This window comes from Fibrobacter succinogenes subsp. succinogenes S85 (genome assembly GCF_000146505.1).
Taxonomy (GTDB): domain Bacteria; phylum Fibrobacterota; class Fibrobacteria; order Fibrobacterales; family Fibrobacteraceae; genus Fibrobacter; species Fibrobacter succinogenes.
Map to the genome: position 1 here is coordinate 1,096,908 of NC_017448.1, position 16,326 is coordinate 1,113,233.

Genomic DNA, 16,326 nt, shown 5'->3' on the forward strand with positions numbered 1-16,326 from the left:
TGGGTAAAAAGAATTTATTAGAATTTCAAATCAACCGGATTGAAATTGAATTTCACACCCGAGCGGAGCCATGCATCAGAGCCATCTTCACGCTTGTCATGCGAAAGATTGCGATAAACACGGAAACCGCCTCCAACGTAGTACTTAAACCAATCCGTCACGGTTTCTTCGTAAAGGGCATCAACGACAAATTGCGTTTCAACAACTCCCGAAAGCGCATTTTCCGGTTTCAACGCAACATCGTAGTCCGTATAAAGTTCCTTATCGCCCTGGCGCAGCCAAGCGAACGTCAACGTTGCAGAACGGCGAGAAGTTTTCCAGTTCATATCAAACCAGAGGTCAAGCGCATCGCCACCTCTGCGGTAGCCAATCGGATAATCTACAAAGTAGGCGTCGGCATAATCACGGTCGCCCTGTTCACGGAAATTGCTGCGATAATTGCGGCGCCCCGTGTATTTTAAAAGCGGGAGCCTGCTGTTGTTTGCCGCAGGGTCTGTTTTCACAACATCCAATCGCCAAGAAAATTTGCCGTAATTGCGGGTTTCAAGCTCGTGATAATAACCGACCATGTAATTAATGATAGAGCGGTTCGTCCCCATCTTTTTGTCTTCACCGACCGGGCTTGCAATATCTTCCATGTTAATTTGGCTGTAGAATTTCGCACCATTAGACGTCTTGTAACCAAATTCTACAGAAGTCGCCGCAGAAGTATAACCCGTGGCGTAATTATCGTGCCAGTACATAAACGGGTTGAAAGAGCGGAATTCCAGAGATTTGCCGCCGATGACACTTTGTTCCACAAGGTAAATCCAGAATTTTTTAGTATCAACACCGAGCCTGTGGAATACCATATTCTTCACGTTCTCAGTATAAGTGCGATTACGCTGGTTACTCACCTGCTTTCCGCGCGGCGTACACTTTTGGGCGTAAGCCTCGCTACCTTCTGGCGGGCAGCCCGTTTCGTGATTAATCACATCATTAAAAAGCCAAGCGTTCAACGAACTCAGCAAAAAGTCATAGCGGAAAATGCCGATATTCAATTTCCAGTGGATACCGTCGTGATATGGTAAACCACCCAAGAAAATATCGTTCTTGGAAATTTTCAAGTCTTCGGGATTAAAACGGCCGAACTGCACAAAGCCAATAGAATTATCCCACTTGGCGTAGGCATTAATTGGCACATTGATATCGAGTTCGCTCGGCTTGTAAGTAAAGTTCGTCTTGAGGTCGTTATTGTACCAAGCTTCCAAATCTTTGCGCAAAGGCGCTTCCATCAAGAAGTGGAAATCCTTGTAGCCCGCACGGAAGCTGAGCGTAAAGAACGGATTGATGCGTTCCTCGTAATTGCGGGCCGTCTCCAGCGGAATGCGCAACCCGCGCCAATTTCCACCGTAATTTTCCGCCGTATCCACAGCAAACGTCGGGTCGGTCGGGCCGCCATTAAAACCGAAATTGAAATCCGTCCCAATCTGGAAATAGCCAACCTTTTCCGCAGGCTTTTCAGAAACATTTTCAGCCGAGGCAAGCGCCGCCACCGCCATCAAACAAGCAAACAATAAAGCACGAGATAACATAACATAAATGTATTAAAATTTTTTCTTTTTTTGTCCGCATCCGCGAGCGGAGCGGACACGCCGTGAGCCACAAGTGCCTCATATTAACGAGGCATGGTGGCGAGAGCGGAGCGCCGACGGAGTTTTTCTATTAAATCAAAGCGAAGCGGGTACTCTGTGAGCCATAAGCGGCACGGCGTAAGCGTGCCGTGTTGGCGAGAGCGAAGCGCCGACGGAGTTTTTCTATTAAATCAAAAGCGGAGCGGACACACCGTGAGCCGGAATGACCAAGCGCAAGCTGGTCATGAAGGCGAGAGCGAAGCGCCGACGGAGTTTTTCTATTAAATCAAAGCGAAGCGGACACCCGTGAGCCACAAGTGCCTCGTATCAACGAGGCATGGTGGCGAGAGCGAGACGACGATGGATGTTCCATATTACACAAGAGTTGAGCGGACATCAGAAGGACCACCCAGGCAGGGAGACCCGGGTGATCCCTTGTGTTGTGGTGGGTGCGCACTCACGCACCCGTGTGTGTGTTCTTTCTCGGAGGCGTGTTCGAAAACTTCGAACGCACCAGGTCGAATTTCGTTATTGCAATGTAGGGCTAATCGTTATACACGATTAGTACAAATCAGAATTCATACGCATAAAGGCCGGCAGGTCGTAATCAACATCGCGGTCCTTGAGTGCGTCTTCAGAAGCCTTCTGGTTACGCATGATTGCCGGAGTGGAGTAATCAATCGTGTTCACCTGTTCGGTCTGAGCCGGGCGGGAATCCTGCTTGAAAGTGCTTGCGTAGTGGCCGTTAGAAAGCGGGTCAGCTTCGGCAGCACCCGGCATTTCTTCGGTTTCACGAATGCTCTTCGGAGCAATGGTTTCTTCCGTGTAGCTAGCCTTGGCATCAAAACTCGGGGAAGCGAAAGAAGAAGCCGGAGCGAACATTGCAGCAGCCGTGTTCACCGGAGCAGCCTGGCGGGCTGCAGCGGGCTGAGCATAAGTGTTCTGCGGAGCCGTGTAAGACTGAGCAGAGTAAGACGGAGCAGCAGGAGCTGTAGCCGGGACAACACGCTGTGTGACAGCCGGAGTGGCAACCGTCGGAGCGGCAGGCATAGCGGAGGTCGGCATAGCGGCCGTGTTACGGCCAGCAAGAGCGAGGAAGTTCGTGGTCGGGCGCGGAGTAGCGGCCTGCACCGGAGCAGCCGGGGCCTGATACTGAGCCTGAGTCTGATTCATCTGATAAGCAGCGGTACCGATACCGGCATAGTTCACAGCAGCGGCATTGTTAGAGCCACCGCAACCCGTTGCGATGATGGTGATGCAAACCTTGTCGCCAAGTTCCGGAAGAGTGATGTCACCGACGATGATGTTCGGGTTGCCTTCTTCGCCCACGGCGTCGTAAATGTGTTCCATTGCTTCGTTGTGTTCGAGCAAGGAGTAGTTTTCGCCGTGAGAAACGTTGATGAGCACGCCAGAAGCACCCTGGATGTCGATATCTTCGAGGAGCGGAGAAGAGAGGGCTGCATCGGCAGCGGCAACACCGCGGCCTTCGCCTTCTGCAGTACCCGTACCCATAAGAGCGGAACCACCCTTGAGCATAACCTTGCGGATATCAGCAAAGTCAACATGCACGAGACCGTGACGGAACATGATGCTGCAGATGCTCTGCACTGCGTTACCGAGGATTTCATCAGCCATCTTGAAGGCTTCGTCAACAGTAGCACTCTTGTTCGTGTTCTGGATGAGGTTCAAGAGCTTCTTGTTTTCGATAACGATGATCGTATCAGCAGCTTCGCGGAGAGCGCGAACGCCATTCTGAGCCAAGGAATTACGGACGTTACCTTCAAAGCGGAACGGCTTTGTAACAACGGCAACCGTAAGGATACCAAGTTCACGTGCAACAGTAGCAACGATCGGAGCTGCACCCGTACCGGTACCACCGCCCATACCTGCAGTCACGAACACGAGGTCCGCACCCATCATGGCCTTCTTCAAGTCGTCAATGTTTTCTTCGACAGCCTTGCGACCCATTTCCGGATCCATGCCAGCACCGAGATTTCTCGTGCTCTTTTCACCGATAAGGATCTTGTGGTCGGCGAGACTCTGGTCCAGAGCCATAGCGTCAGTATTGATGGCGTAGTATTCCACACCTTCAATATTCATCTGCTTCATGCGGTTCACAGTATTGCCGCCGGCACCGCCGACGCCAAAGACCTTCACCTTGGCATTTCTGGTTGGAGTGTCATCACCCGTGATACGAGACATAGCCTCGAAATTGATATTTGCAAAGTCACTCATAGTTTATCTCCCTGATTTGAGTGGTTTATGGTTAGAAGTAAGTCTTGATGATGTCGCGAAGGCGCTGCATACCCTTCTTCACAGTTACGAGCAACTGGGTATCCGTATCACGCTGTTTTCTTTCGCGATGTTTCTTGTTCGCGTAGTACAAGAGGCCAATGCCGGTTGCATAAGACGGATTCTGGTACGCATCCTGAATGCCGCTCATGCCCTTCGGCTTTCCGATATGGACAGGCTTCTTGAATACTTTTGTTGCAATTTCTTCAATGCCGGCGAGGTTGCAGCAGCCACCCGTAAGGACGATACCGCCATCAATGACCGTATCGAGGTGGTGCTTTTCCAAATCCTTGGCCAAAAGCTTGAAGATCTCTGCAACGCGAGCAGTAATAATTTGTGCCAAAAGTTTACGAGAACAAAGAACTTCTCCACGGTCGCCCACACCAGGGACCGGGAAGGTTTCATCTTCAATCAAGTTGTTGAGCGAGCAGGTGCCGTACTTTTTCTTGAGTTCTTCAGCCTTCGAAAGCGAGACCGGAACCTTGAGGCACTTGCTAATGTCACTAGTAATAACGTTACCCGCAATGTCGAGCGATGCCGTGTAGCGCACGGAATCCTTGACAAAGACGGCGATATCGGCAGAACCTGCGCCAATGTCGATCAGCGCCACGCCAAGTTCGCGTTCGTCATTAGACAAAACTGCGGATGCGGCTGCGAGCGGTTCAAGCACAAAGCCGGCCACGTTGAGGCCAGCGCGATTCACGCACTTTGCGATATCCTGGAGAGCGTTCGGGCGTGAGGTAACCACCTGAACTTCGACTCCCAAGCGACGGCCCGTATAACCCTTAGGATTACGGATGCCCGTCGTATCATCCAGCGTATAATCTCCCGGGAAAATATGGATGATTTCACCCGCCTTATCCGGAAGCGTGCTTGCCAATCTCTGAACGTTGATGATATCTTCTTCACGGACTTCGTTTGTCGGAAGCGAAACGAGTCCCTTGTAGCTGTAAGACGACACGTGCTTACCCGCAATGCCCACGTAGACATCGCGCACATCGACACCCGCAATCGATTCAAGCGTATGAACGGCCTTCTGCAATGTTTCAACGACAGAATCGTATTCATCTGACGATTCCAGCGGGAAATCACCGCATTCCACAACTCGGACGGAATCTCCTTCCGAGATGCCAACGAACAAATTCACTTTCGAGGCGCCGATATCAAGCCCGAAAATGTAGTCTTCCTTTTTGACTATTTGCTTATTGTCATCCATTGATACACCTCTTATCAAAGTTTTTTATATACGCAAATCCATGAAATCTCATATCTACCTCGCCTGCGCAAAGGAGATCCTTGCGAAAGCCTTTTCCGATAGCATCGTACAAAGCAAACAAATCCCTATTCCAATTTGAATCCGGGAACATCACGCGATACCCGGCATCCTTGAAAAACACTTCAAAAGCCCTGTCTTTTTCGGACCAGCCTACCTGCGATACACGATCGTAAAGCGGCTTGTCCTCATTGCGCATGGTAAACAGGAACTGGGCCACCTGTTTTACCTTCCCTTCCGATTCCTTTTCAAGAATCGGCAGGCGAAGCGCCGTCATCATCGACATCGGGAGCGACAGTCCACGTTCAGAATAAACCGTTCCCTTGCCGCCATCAAGCACTGACAGAATCGGGGACGCTTCCTGAAGCTTGATGTAAAGCGAAGACGGAAACTTGCTTTCCACTTCAGCAGAATGGATGAGCGGAATCTGCAAGAGAGACTTCTTGACAGAGTCGGCATCCAGTTCCGACATGAGCATGCCCGTTTCCACCTGGGCGCTCTGCACCACATCTTCCCATGAAAGCATGCGATTGCCTTCGATTTCGATGTACTGCAAGTGCCTGAGTTCGAGCGGATTGATCTGGTGTAGATAGAAACGACTCTGCCACAGTGCGACGGTAGCCACGACAAGGAGCAGAGTCAAGACCCAGCCCTTGCGCTTGTACCAACGAACAGCATTGGCAATGCGCATCCGTCTCATACGGGCGCGCTTGCGTCTGCGCTTACGTTCGTTGTATCCGATCCGTCGACCGAACATTGTTGTTTCTTCAGTTGTCAAATGCTCTTCTCCAAAATCGTCTGGCCAAGCTTCCAGATGTTACCAGCGCCCATCAGAACGATCACGTCGTTCGGTTTGAGCAATTCCTTGCAGACCGGAATCAAGTTGTTCACATCACCGATAAAGCGGGCATCGCGGTGGCCACGGTCAGCGGCACTGTTAGCAACCATCGCCCCGGTCACGCCTTCAATCGGCTTTTCGCGGGACGGATAGATGTCGGTCACCAAAAGCACATCGCAGTTCGAGAATGCGCTACCAAAAGCTTCGTGCTGATCGCGGGTACGCGTAAACAAGTGCGGCTGGAAAGCGACAATGATGCGCTTGTCCGGGAACGCCTCGCGGAAACCAAGTAGTGTAGCGGTTGCTTCGGTCGGGTGGTGAGCATAGTCGTCAAAGACCATAACGCCATTCTTTTCACCGATGAATTCAAAGCGGCGTTTCACACCTTCGAATGCGGCCACGGCCTTGCGGGCAACTTCAATCGAAATACCTTCTTCGACAGCGAGGGCAACAGCAGCCGTTGCATTCAGCACGTTGTGGCGGCCCGGGATCTGGAGCTTGAACTGGCCGAGGCTCTTGACATCGCAAACAATTTCAAACTGCGGATAGCCCTTCACAAACACGAGATTTTCAACGCGGTACTTAGCCTGACGGGTAAAGCCGTACGTAATCACCGGCTTCTTGAGGTGCGACAAAATCTGCTGCACGTTCGGGTCGTCAAGGCATACAATCACCTGACCGTAGAACGGAATCTTGTTTGCAAACTGCGTGAACGCATCCTTGATGGCATCGATGTTCTCGTATGTATCGAGATGGTCGGCATCGATGTTCGTGATGATCGCCGAAGACGGCATCATCGAAAGGAAGCTGCGGTCAAATTCATCACTTTCGGCAATGAGGTAGTCGCCGTGGCCCACCTTGGCACCACTGCACTTGCCCTTCACAATGCCACCCACGATAATCGTCGGGTCAAGGCCTGCTTCTTCCCAGATAGCGCCAACGATAGACGTCGTCGTGGTCTTGCCGTGTGTACCGGCAATGGAAAGCGTGTACTTGAGGCGCATCAGTTCACCGAGCATTTCAGCGCGGCGAATCACCGGAATACGGCGGGCGCGAGCTTCAACAAGTTCCGGATTGTCAAACGGAATGGCAGAGGAATAAACGACCAAGTCTGCATCAGCAACATTCTTTGCTTCGTGCTTCGGGTCAATGCGAATGCCAAGACCTTTCAAGTAGTCAATGACAGCGCCTTCGCCCATATCGGAACCGGTCACCACAAAGCCGTTTTCGTGAAGCACTTCGGCAATACCGGACATACCGGCGCCACCGATACCCACAAAATGAAGGCGGCGAACACGTTTACAATCATTAATCTGCATTACGTTCTCTCCATATCCAGAATAATTTTCGCAATCTGGTCAGCGGCATCGGGCATGCCAAGCGTCTTGGCGGCTTCGCCCATCTTTTCCAAGCGTTCCGGATCATACAGGAGCGCTTCCACCTTGTTCCAAAGATCGTTCGGTTCATCATCAAGCTCCACGAGGGCTGCGCCAGCCTTTTCGACCACGCGGGCGTTGTGTTCCTGATGGTTTGCAGTCGCATGCGGGTACGGGAGCAAAATGGACGGTTTGCCAAAAGCAAGGATTTCTGCAAGTCCCGATGCACCAGCGCGGCTGATAATCAAGTCGGCGTGCTTCATATAAGCATAGATGTTATCCAAGAATCCACGCACCGCGACGTTCGGCAAAATACCGAGACGGTTGTTGATGTCATCGACATTCTTGGCGCCCACCTGCCAAACCACGCTAATATCTTCGTGGGCAGCGATGCGGCCAATGCTTTCTTCAATCTTGTTATTGATGCCAGCAGCACCCTGGGAGCCACCGACGATAAACACAGCCTTGCGGCCTTCACGGAATTCCACCGGACGGGCCAGGGAATCAGCAGAAGGCAAGTCGCGAATCGGATTGCCGAGAATACGGGTCTTTTCGATCGGGAAACCCTTCATCGCCTCTTCGGAGGTCACAAAAACAGTCTTTGCATAGCGAGCACCGACCTTATTTGCAATACCGGCAACAGCGTTCTGTTCCTGCAAATAGACCGGAATACCCATAGAACCAGCCGCAAGCACAATCGGGAGCGAGACATAGCCGCCCGTTGCAATCACGACATCCGGAGCCACCTTCTTTACAACACTCTTTGCACGAATCAAGGACTTGGTCAGGTTAAACGGCAATGCCAAATTCTTGAGGAACGGTCCACGGTGCAGCGGAACAGCCGAAATGTATTCGTACGGCCAGTTCTTTGCCACAAGGCGTTCTTCCATAGAATCCTTACGGCCCGCAAAAGTAATCTGAGTGACACCCATCTTCTTCAAACTCTCGGCAATAGCCACTGCCGGGAAAATGTGGCCACCAGTGCCACCGCAAACAAAGAGGAACTTTTTCATATAGAACTCCTTCTTGCTCCAAAATTCATAGCGGATCCCGCATTAAAAGAAACCGTGTTGTTCATATAGGGTTCACGAATGCTACGGCCACTCGTCGGGCGAGATATATTCAACAAAATTCCAATAAACGCAGCCGACAAAAGCAGGTTCGTACCGCCAAAGCTGAGGAACGGAAGCGGTTGGCCCGTCGTCGGGAAAAGTCCCACGCACACGCACACGTGAATGATAAAATTCAAGAACAGCGAAGTCGTGAGCGCAACAGCCATGTATTTTCCAAAACGCGTCGTAGCGCCTCTTGCAATATTGTAGCCCTGCGAGAAAAGTATTGCAAAAGCGACAAGCACGAGGAACGTTCCGACAAAACCATATTCTTCGCCAATAGCCGCATAGACCACGTCCTTATGGGCTTCGGGCAAGTAACCAAGCTTCTGTTCACCCATGCCAGCCCCCGTTCCCAAGAGGCCACCATTGCCAAGCGCTTCAAGAGAATGTACCAGCTGATGTTTTGATTCCTTCATTGAGCCATCATTAGCCAAGTACGCCTTAATGCGCTTACGCGTATGCGATTTGCAAAGCAAAGCAATTGCAAGCAACGGAAGAGACGAAAGGAAGCTAATCAACACATACTTATAGTTCGCCCCTGCAATGATAAGCAACGTAAGCAACAAGGCACAGAACATGAGGAGCATCGAGTAGTTTGGCTGTAAAGCAAGCAAAATCGCAGAAATCAAGAATGGAACCGCCGGCTGGATAATCGTACACTTGATGGACTTGATTTCATCGCCCGCGTTCGAAAGCTTTGCACAAATCCAGCAGATAAAGCCAAACTTCATAAGTTCAGACGGCTGGATACCGAAAATCCAGCGGGACGCACCCTTCACTTCGCCACCCGAGATGATAGCCGCAAACGTAAGGAGAGCGCCGACACCAAAAATGACACGGGAAGAATCTTTCCAAAGAGCGTAATCGATCTTATAGAACACGCCTATGATAATGACCGATGCCACGACCTTGTAAAGATGCTTCATGAGGAAGTATTCAGGAGACAAGTTCTTCGAAACAGCCACAGGAGCAGAAATCGAATAAACGACAGCAATGCCAAAGCACATTAATGCTAATGTGACAAAAAGCAAAAGCTTGTTCATTCCTGAGGACTGAGTGTTAGACATCTTGACTAAAGAACCTTACCTTAAACCTTGAATACCGGCACCATGTGGAGGAGCGCTTCGACCACCTGTTCCATGTGCATGCCACGGCTACCCTTCACCAAAAGGATATCCCCTTCGGCGACGACTTCGCCCAGCATGCTGATAACTTCCGGAACAGTCTCAAAATACTGCACGTTCTTCATGCCACGAGACTTGGCACCTTCCACGTACTTCTTGGCGTCCTTGCCGACAGCGAGGAGCATGTCAAAATTCATTTCCGGCACCAAGGCGCCGATCTGCTTGTGCAAATTGCCACTTTCCTTGCCGAGTTCGAGCATGTCGCCAAGCACTGCAATGCGCTTGCCTTCGACACGCATGTTGCCGAGCGTCTGGAGAGCCATTTTCGTCGAAGACGGATTGGCGTTGTAGCAGTCCGAAATCACCTTGAAGCCATTGGCGTTCTTGATTTCCATGCGCATGCTCGTGGAAGTAAAGCCTGCAAGAGCCTTTGCAATATCGCCCTTCGGGATGCGGAGAGCCTGGCCCACAGCGATAGCGGCAAGAGCGTCATAAAGGTTATGGTCACCCGGAACATTCAAAACGAAATGCGTACGGCCAACGTAGAAATCAGCGCAGAGGTTTTCGGTCCACTTGAGCTTTTCGGGCTTCACGACACCGCGACGCACACCGAAAGTCACGACCTTGTAATGCTTGGTAGCCTTCACCTTGCAAAGGCGTTCGTCATCGGCATTCACAATCAGCGTGCCATTTTCCTTGAGGCCAGCTGTAATGTTGATTTTTTCGTTGAACACGCCATCCAAATCGCCGAGACGTTCCAAATGGCTTGCGCCAATGTTTGTAATCACGGCAATATCCGGCTCCGTGGCCAAGGAAAGCGGGCGGATTTCGTCCGGACCACTCGTACCCATTTCGACAACAGCGGCTTCATGGCTGTGCTTCAGCTGGAACAGCGTCATCGGGACACCGATATGGTTGTTGAAGTTACCCTTTGTTGCATGGGTGTTGTACTTCATCGAAAGTACAGCCTTCGTCATTTCCTTTGTAGTGGTCTTGCCGTTACTACCTGTAATGGCGACCTTCTTCAACTTGAAAAGTCTTTGATAGCCCTTGGCCAGTTTCAAGAGAGCCTTCGTCGTATCTTCGACCGGAGCGTACATCTTGAAATTCGGATCGATAGCAGTTTGGTTTACAACGCTCATCAGAGCTCCATCCTTTTCCATTTGAGATACAAACTGGTGGGCGTCAAAGCGAGCACCCTTAATCGGCCAAAAGACGACGCCCTTGGCACTTTCACGAGAATCCATGCAGAGATTCACCTTGCGTTTCAAGGTGCGGGCAGGAACGCCGACAGCTTCGGTTTCCAGAATCTCGAGCATTTCTCCAATAGTCAAATCAAGCTTCAGCATCAGTCATCGCCTTCACCGCGATTTCGCGATCGTCAAAATGATGTTTGGTCTTACCAATGATCTGGTAATCCTCATGGCCCTTGCCCGCAATCACAAGCCAGTCGCCGCTCTTGAGTTCTGCACAAGCGCGATTGATAGCTTCTTCGCGGTTTTCGACCACTTCAAACTTGTCCGTCGTCATGCCGGCGCGAACGTCAGCGATAATATCTGCAGGCTTTTCGGTACGCGGATTGTCCGACGTGAGCCAAGCCTTGTCTGCAATGCGTTCTGCAATGCCGCCCATAATCGGACGCTTCGTCTTGTCGCGGTCACCACCGCAGCCAAACACGGTTGAAAGCTTGCCGCGGCAGAGGCTACGAGCCACATTCAGCACGCGTTCAAGGGCATCCGGCGTGTGAGCGTAGTCCACAATCACATGCTTGCCGTCCTTGCTCCAGACCTTTTCAAAACGGCCCGGAACGCGCACAGTCGTAATCGCCTTGCGCATGGCATCTTCAGGTACGCAGAGAGCATGAGCCCATGCAAGCACCAGGAGCAGGTTGTCCACGTTAAAGTCGCCGCAGAGCGGAGTTTCAAACTTATCCGTTGCAATCATCGGAAGCGTGAATTCAAGGCCGTCTTCAGTGCTCTTGATTTCGCCAAACGGCTTCACGTCAGCCTTGGCCTTGCCAAGTCTCGAAACAGCGACCTTGCGGCAATCGAGAGCGTTGAAAAGCTTTTCGCCGTGAGCATCATCAATATTGATGACAGCCACGCCATTTTCAGCGAGGTACTTCGTAAAGAGCAACTTCTTGGCTTCGAAGTAGGCATCCATCGTCTTGTGGTAATCGAGATGGTCCTGCGTCAAGTTGCTAAAGAGACCGCTTCTGAAACGAATACCGGCAACACGGCCCTGGTGGAGCGAATGCGAAGACGCTTCCATCACGAGGTCAGTGCAGCCTTCAGCTACAGCGCGAGATGCAAATTCATAAAGGTCCAAAAGACCCGGAGTCGTAAGCGAAGCCGGCACGGACTTGTCGCCAATCTTATTCTTGATGGTGCCGAGCAGAGCGGTCTTGCGGCCTTCCGCTTCAAGCATCGCATTCATAAGGAATGCACTTGTCGTCTTGCCGTTCGTACCCGTAATGGCATGGCAGATAAGCTTGCTGAACGGATCCTTGTAGAAAATCTTGGCCGCTTCGAGGCGGGCTGCCTTCACGTCCGGCACCTGGATCCACTTAGACGTGAGTCCTTCGGGAGCCATCGTCTCGCCCACAACCGCAACGGCACCAGCCGCTATGGCACTGCGGGCAAAAGCCTCATAGCCTTCCGCCGGAATGGAGAAGAACAAATTCCCCGGTTTCACACGGCGGGAATCATCACAAAGCCCCGTCACGGACAACTTTTGCATCAGTCCTTCCGAAATCATCAGCTTTTCTCCTTTAAGGTCAGCTTGCAAATCGCACCTCTCTGCAAGGTTTCATCAGCCTTGGGCTCCTGGGCGACAACGCGGCCTTTTCCTGTATATTCAACGTTCATGCGGATGTTCCCCATCACTTCGAGAGCATCCTTCAAAGAAAGTCCCTGCAAGTCGGGCATCTTGCTAGCCACGGCATCGCCGAGCAAAAGCGTTTTTCCATTGACTAGGCCCGCATCCAGGCGTTCCGAAATCACGCGGCGTCCCTTGCCTTCAAAGCGGACTGGACACTTGTGTTTCTTGGCGTAATCCTTAGCCGCAGAAACCTGCATTCCCGCAAAATCCTTGTCGCAAGGAGAACCGAGATGGACCTGCTTCAAGTTATGAGCACGCGGGGAAAGAGCCGGGTGGTAGTAAATCGCTTCCATGATGCGGCGGAAAATAGGACCAGCCGTAAGGCCACCGACATGCTTCCCTTGCGGGTCATCAACAAGCACAAGGCACACGTAGCGGGTATCTTCAGCCGGAGCAAGACCGATAAACGAAGCCACCTGCGAATTGCGGTCATAAGAACGGGTTTCGCGATTGTACTTTTCAGCCGTACCCGTCTTGCCACCGAACAAGACATCGGGCAACTTCTGCGATGCAACGCGCTTTGCCGTACCGCTATTCACCACGCGGTAGAGCATCTTGCGGATAGTCGCTGCCGTCCTTTCAGAAACAGCCCTGCGGATTTCCATCGGCTTCACCTTCTTGACGACGTCACCGTTAGAATTGCGCCATTCCTTCACAATCTGCGGACGCATGAGCTTTCCGCCATTGGCAATAGCGGCATAAGCCATCACCATCTGGATAGGCGTCACAGAAACAGCATGGCCAAAGCCCATCGTCTTTAACGTTCTATCGTCGCGAGTGAGTTCAGCCGGCTTCAAAAGTCTTCCGTTTTCTTCGCCAACATAGTTGTCAAAAGCTCTCTCGCCAATGCCAAAGGCACGTGCCATCCTGTACATACCCATAGCGCCCACTTCAGAGGCAATCTTTGCAAACACGATATTCGAGGACTGCACCATCGCTTCGCTCATGTCCATATCGCCATAGACGTGGGTATCGCAAATCTTTTCGGATCTCGGGTTCCACTGCCAGCAACGGCCTTCATTCACAAAAATCTTGTTCGGGCTCACAGCGTTATTTTCAAGTGCCGCAGCAGCGGTAATCACCTTGAACGTAGAACCCGGTTCGTAAGACATCGAGACGATTTCGTTTTTACCCGCGCGGTCACCGCCCTGGTTCTTGGAATTCGGATCAAAAGTCGGGTAGCTCGCCATTGCAAGGATTTCACCCGTGTACGGGTCCACGACAACGGCACTGGCACTCTTTGCAGAAAATTCAGCAACGCCGTCCTTCAAAGCTTTTTCAACAATTTCCTGCATGTTGCGGTCAATCGTCAAAACGAGATTCAAGCCGGACTTGGCCTGCACCACTTCCGTAGAGCGGGAAAGCACTTCTCGCTGCGCAGCGTCCTGGATACTCACGCGGATACCTTCGTCACCACGGAGGCTATCGTTGTAAATCTGTTCCATGCCCATGCTGCCCGAACCATTATAGCCGACCTTGCCCACAATCTGCGATGCAAGCGAGCCCTGCAAGAACAGGCGGCTGTAGCCCAAATTATTGTTCGTATCGCGCATGCTTTCGGCAAACACGACACCGTTCCTGTCCATAATAGAACCACGTTCTGCGTACAGGTTTTTCGTCTGCGTCACAGTAGACTTCGTACGTTCCTGATACACGTCACGGTTCAAGACCTGGATATTAAAGGTCTGGAAAATGAGCACACCAATCATGCAAAGCACAAGGCTCTTCAAAATAACCAGAGGATCAGCACTGTACTTATTCACGTGACTCCCCCGTTATCATGATTTTTACCGGAACATCGTTCAAGCCAAGGCCCGTACGTTCCGCAAACTTTGCAAGATGGTCCATCGACATAAGCTTGTTGATTTCATAATCCTTCAAGAGGATTTCACGATGGAGCAAGCTTGACTTTTCCTTAAGCCCATACAAAGTGCCGTAAAGACTGTTGACGCAGTTCTGCATGTACACAGGGACCATGAAAACAAGCGAAGCCACGGCGACCAACATAAGAACAAAGCCCATCACGCTATGCTTCCCTGTTTTTTCGGTTTCATTCTGCACATTATCGATCATACTCTTTCATAGATCCTTAATTTTGCAGAACGAGCCCGGCTGTTCCTGTTGATTTCATCGGCCGAGGGCAAAATCGGCTTACGGTTCACTTTCTTCAAACGCTGGTGGTTACCACCACACATGCAAACCGGCAAGTTTTCCGGGCAAATGCATGCTTTTTCAAATTCTGCAGCCGTTTCCTTGACGCAGCGGTCTTCTACGGAGTGGTAGCTCATCACCACGAGGCGACCACCCACCTTGAGGCAATCGACAGCGGCGCGGAGGCTATCTTCAATCTGCTTGAGTTCGCCGTTCACTTCCATGCGGATGGCCTGGAAAACGCGGGCCAAAAGGCTATTCGCTTCACGGCGCTTGTCCGGGAACACGGCTTCGACAACGGCCTTGATATCGCTCGGGAGCACATCGCGGCCTTCGGTGGTAATTTCTCCCACTTTTTCCTTGATGCGGGTTGCAAGCTTGAACGCACGGTCCATATCGGCATTCTTGCGGAGTGCGGCCGCAAAATCATCTTCGCTAACGCTGCGGAGCCATTCCTGGGCGGACACATTTTCGCGGCGGTCCATGCGAAGGTCGAGCGGATTGTCGCCTACAAAAGTAAAGCCACGGCTAGAGTCATCCACCTGATGGCTGCTGATGCCGAGATCGTAAAGAACACCGTCAAGAGAATTCGGTTCAATTTCGTTTCCGAGTTCGCTAAACGGAACCGGATGGACAATAAACTTGGGAGCGACGCCAGCAAGGCGTTTCGTCGCAAACTGGACCGCTTCATCGTCGCGGTCAAAAGCGTGGAGCGTCCCTTCGGAATTCAGTTCTTGGGCAATAGCGTAAGAATGGCCGCCACCGCCAAGCGTGCAGTCCGAATAGGTGCCGTTCGGCTTGATATTCAAGCCTTCAAGGCATTCCTTGAGCATCACCGGATCGTGATAGAATTCTCTCCCTTGAACTCCTGCGACCGCGGCTTCCGAAATTTCGTTTACATGTACTGACTTGCGGAGATTGTTATCTGCCATTATCCCCCTCCGTCAAGCCTTCACCATAGAACGCGGCATCGAAAGCGTCGATAGCTTCATTTGTCTGTAAGCCATACTTTTCGTTGTAACGTTCAGGATTCCATAATTCGAGAGTTTTACCGCTGGCCTGGACGTAAAGAACTTCGTCTTTAAGACCGGCATACTCCAGCAATATTTTGGGGAGTAAAATGCGATTCTGGCCATCCATCTCCACGACTGTGGGGCAGAGGCCTCTCCGAACTAAGTCGGCTTGACGGCGGTCGGACCGGCTGTCCAAGTCCGCCATGAATTTCTCAAACTCAGGAAGGACAAACAACCGGAGGGTGCGGTCCGGGCCACGAGTGACCACGAACTCTTTCCCTTCGGACTCAGCGAGCTGACGACGGAATTCCCTAGGGAAGGAGGTCCTTCCCTTTCCATCGATCGCCGTTTGGGCTTGTCCTATGAAAGAAGTGAAATCCATATTTGACACATTTTACCACAACACTTATCACACACCACAAATATACCCACTTTCTACCACTGTGGCAATAGAAAACCGGAGCCATGCTTAAAAAAAGCATACTTTTAGGCTTTGTTAATAAAATTTTTACACAAAATTTCGTTCCTCCCAGCAATTTTCTGTCGACACAAGGTAATATTTGCATAAGATTTTTGTTACAAGCAATATTAGTTGGCAGAACTTAGTCCGCTACGCTCTTAGAACTTAGACAACGCATCCCAGAGACAGCG

At 51.3% G+C, this 16,326-nt stretch carries 13 protein-coding genes; all 13 read right to left on the bottom strand.

What is annotated here, in order from left to right; genetic code table 11:
- Positions 1-17 precede the first annotated feature (17 nt).
- Positions 18-1,574 carry a hypothetical protein gene (locus tag FSU_RS04670; protein WP_155808690.1) on the bottom strand — a complete coding sequence of 519 codons (1,557 nt, stop codon included), beginning with the start codon at positions 1,572-1,574 and terminating at the stop codon, positions 18-20.
- Positions 1,575-2,174: 600 nt separating this feature from the next.
- Positions 2,175-3,848, bottom strand: a complete 1,674-nt coding sequence (gene ftsZ, locus FSU_RS04675; protein WP_012820404.1) for a cell division protein FtsZ — start codon at positions 3,846-3,848, stop codon at positions 2,175-2,177.
- A 31-nt stretch (positions 3,849-3,879) separates the two neighbouring features.
- Complete coding sequence (gene ftsA / locus FSU_RS04680; RefSeq protein WP_012820405.1) at positions 3,880-5,121, bottom strand: cell division protein FtsA; 1,242 nt, start codon at positions 5,119-5,121, stop codon at positions 3,880-3,882.
- A complete protein-coding gene (locus FSU_RS04685) occupies positions 5,114-5,956 on the bottom strand; it encodes a cell division protein FtsQ/DivIB (protein ID WP_014545353.1) in 843 nt (280 codons plus the stop codon). The genes ftsA and FSU_RS04685 overlap by 8 nt, the downstream gene beginning before the upstream one ends.
- Positions 5,953-7,335 (bottom strand): UDP-N-acetylmuramate--L-alanine ligase, encoded by a 1,383-nt coding sequence (gene murC, locus FSU_RS04690; RefSeq protein ID WP_012820407.1) that lies wholly within the window; start codon positions 7,333-7,335, stop codon positions 5,953-5,955. Before murC ends, FSU_RS04685 begins: the two co-directional genes overlap by 4 nt.
- Positions 7,335-8,405 (bottom strand): undecaprenyldiphospho-muramoylpentapeptide beta-N-acetylglucosaminyltransferase, encoded by a 1,071-nt coding sequence (gene murG / locus FSU_RS04695; RefSeq protein WP_012820408.1) that lies wholly within the window; start codon positions 8,403-8,405, stop codon positions 7,335-7,337. The genes murC and murG overlap by 1 nt, the downstream gene beginning before the upstream one ends.
- Entirely contained in the window at positions 8,402-9,574 is a 1,173-nt protein-coding gene (gene ftsW, locus FSU_RS04700) for a putative lipid II flippase FtsW (protein ID WP_012820409.1), read from the bottom strand. The genes murG and ftsW overlap by 4 nt, the downstream gene beginning before the upstream one ends.
- 20 nt (positions 9,575-9,594) lie before the next feature.
- Positions 9,595-10,980 (bottom strand): UDP-N-acetylmuramoyl-tripeptide--D-alanyl-D-alanine ligase, encoded by a 1,386-nt coding sequence (locus FSU_RS04705; RefSeq protein ID WP_012820410.1) that lies wholly within the window; start codon positions 10,978-10,980, stop codon positions 9,595-9,597.
- On the bottom strand, positions 10,967-12,388 hold the full coding sequence (locus FSU_RS04710) for a UDP-N-acetylmuramoyl-L-alanyl-D-glutamate--2,6-diaminopimelate ligase (RefSeq protein WP_012820411.1): 1,422 nt from the start codon (positions 12,386-12,388) through the stop codon (positions 10,967-10,969). Before FSU_RS04710 ends, FSU_RS04705 begins: the two co-directional genes overlap by 14 nt.
- A complete protein-coding gene (locus tag FSU_RS04715; protein WP_012820412.1) occupies positions 12,388-14,274 on the bottom strand; it encodes a penicillin-binding protein in 1,887 nt (628 codons plus the stop codon). The genes FSU_RS04710 and FSU_RS04715 overlap by 1 nt, the downstream gene beginning before the upstream one ends.
- Positions 14,267-14,584, bottom strand: coding sequence for a hypothetical protein (locus tag FSU_RS04720; RefSeq protein ID WP_012820413.1), 318 nt, complete (start codon positions 14,582-14,584; stop codon positions 14,267-14,269). Before FSU_RS04720 ends, FSU_RS04715 begins: the two co-directional genes overlap by 8 nt.
- Positions 14,581-15,594, bottom strand: coding sequence for a 16S rRNA (cytosine(1402)-N(4))-methyltransferase RsmH (gene rsmH / locus FSU_RS04725; protein WP_012820414.1), 1,014 nt, complete (start codon positions 15,592-15,594; stop codon positions 14,581-14,583). The genes FSU_RS04720 and rsmH overlap by 4 nt, the downstream gene beginning before the upstream one ends.
- The gene (locus FSU_RS16635; protein ID WP_012820415.1) at positions 15,584-16,057 is read right to left on the bottom strand and encodes a division/cell wall cluster transcriptional repressor MraZ; all 474 of its coding nucleotides are present in this window, start codon (positions 16,055-16,057) and stop codon (positions 15,584-15,586) included. Before FSU_RS16635 ends, rsmH begins: the two co-directional genes overlap by 11 nt.
- Between the last annotated feature and the right edge of the window lie 269 nt (positions 16,058-16,326).

Bases quoted from the DNA above. Each gene is read 5' to 3' on its own strand.
- ftsZ (WP_012820404.1), bottom strand. From the start codon at position 3,848: ATGAGTGACTTTGCAAATATCAATTTCGAGGCTATGTCTCGTATCACG.
- rsmH (WP_012820414.1), bottom strand. From the start codon at position 15,594: ATGGCAGATAACAATCTCCGCAAGTCAGTACATGTAAACGAAATTTCG.
- ftsW (WP_012820409.1), bottom strand. From the start codon at position 9,574: ATGTCTAACACTCAGTCCTCAGGAATGAACAAGCTTTTGCTTTTTGTC.
- FSU_RS04670 (WP_155808690.1), bottom strand. From the start codon at position 1,574: ATGTTATCTCGTGCTTTATTGTTTGCTTGTTTGATGGCGGTGGCGGCG.
- ftsA (WP_012820405.1), bottom strand. From the start codon at position 5,121: ATGGATGACAATAAGCAAATAGTCAAAAAGGAAGACTACATTTTCGGG.
- murG (WP_012820408.1), bottom strand. From the start codon at position 8,405: ATGAAAAAGTTCCTCTTTGTTTGCGGTGGCACTGGTGGCCACATTTTC.
- FSU_RS04720 (WP_012820413.1), bottom strand. From the start codon at position 14,584: ATGATCGATAATGTGCAGAATGAAACCGAAAAAACAGGGAAGCATAGC.
- FSU_RS04710 (WP_012820411.1), bottom strand. From the start codon at position 12,388: ATGATTTCGGAAGGACTGATGCAAAAGTTGTCCGTGACGGGGCTTTGT.
- FSU_RS04705 (WP_012820410.1), bottom strand. From the start codon at position 10,980: ATGCTGAAGCTTGATTTGACTATTGGAGAAATGCTCGAGATTCTGGAA.
- FSU_RS16635 (WP_012820415.1), bottom strand. From the start codon at position 16,057: ATGGATTTCACTTCTTTCATAGGACAAGCCCAAACGGCGATCGATGGA.
- murC (WP_012820407.1), bottom strand. From the start codon at position 7,335: ATGCAGATTAATGATTGTAAACGTGTTCGCCGCCTTCATTTTGTGGGT.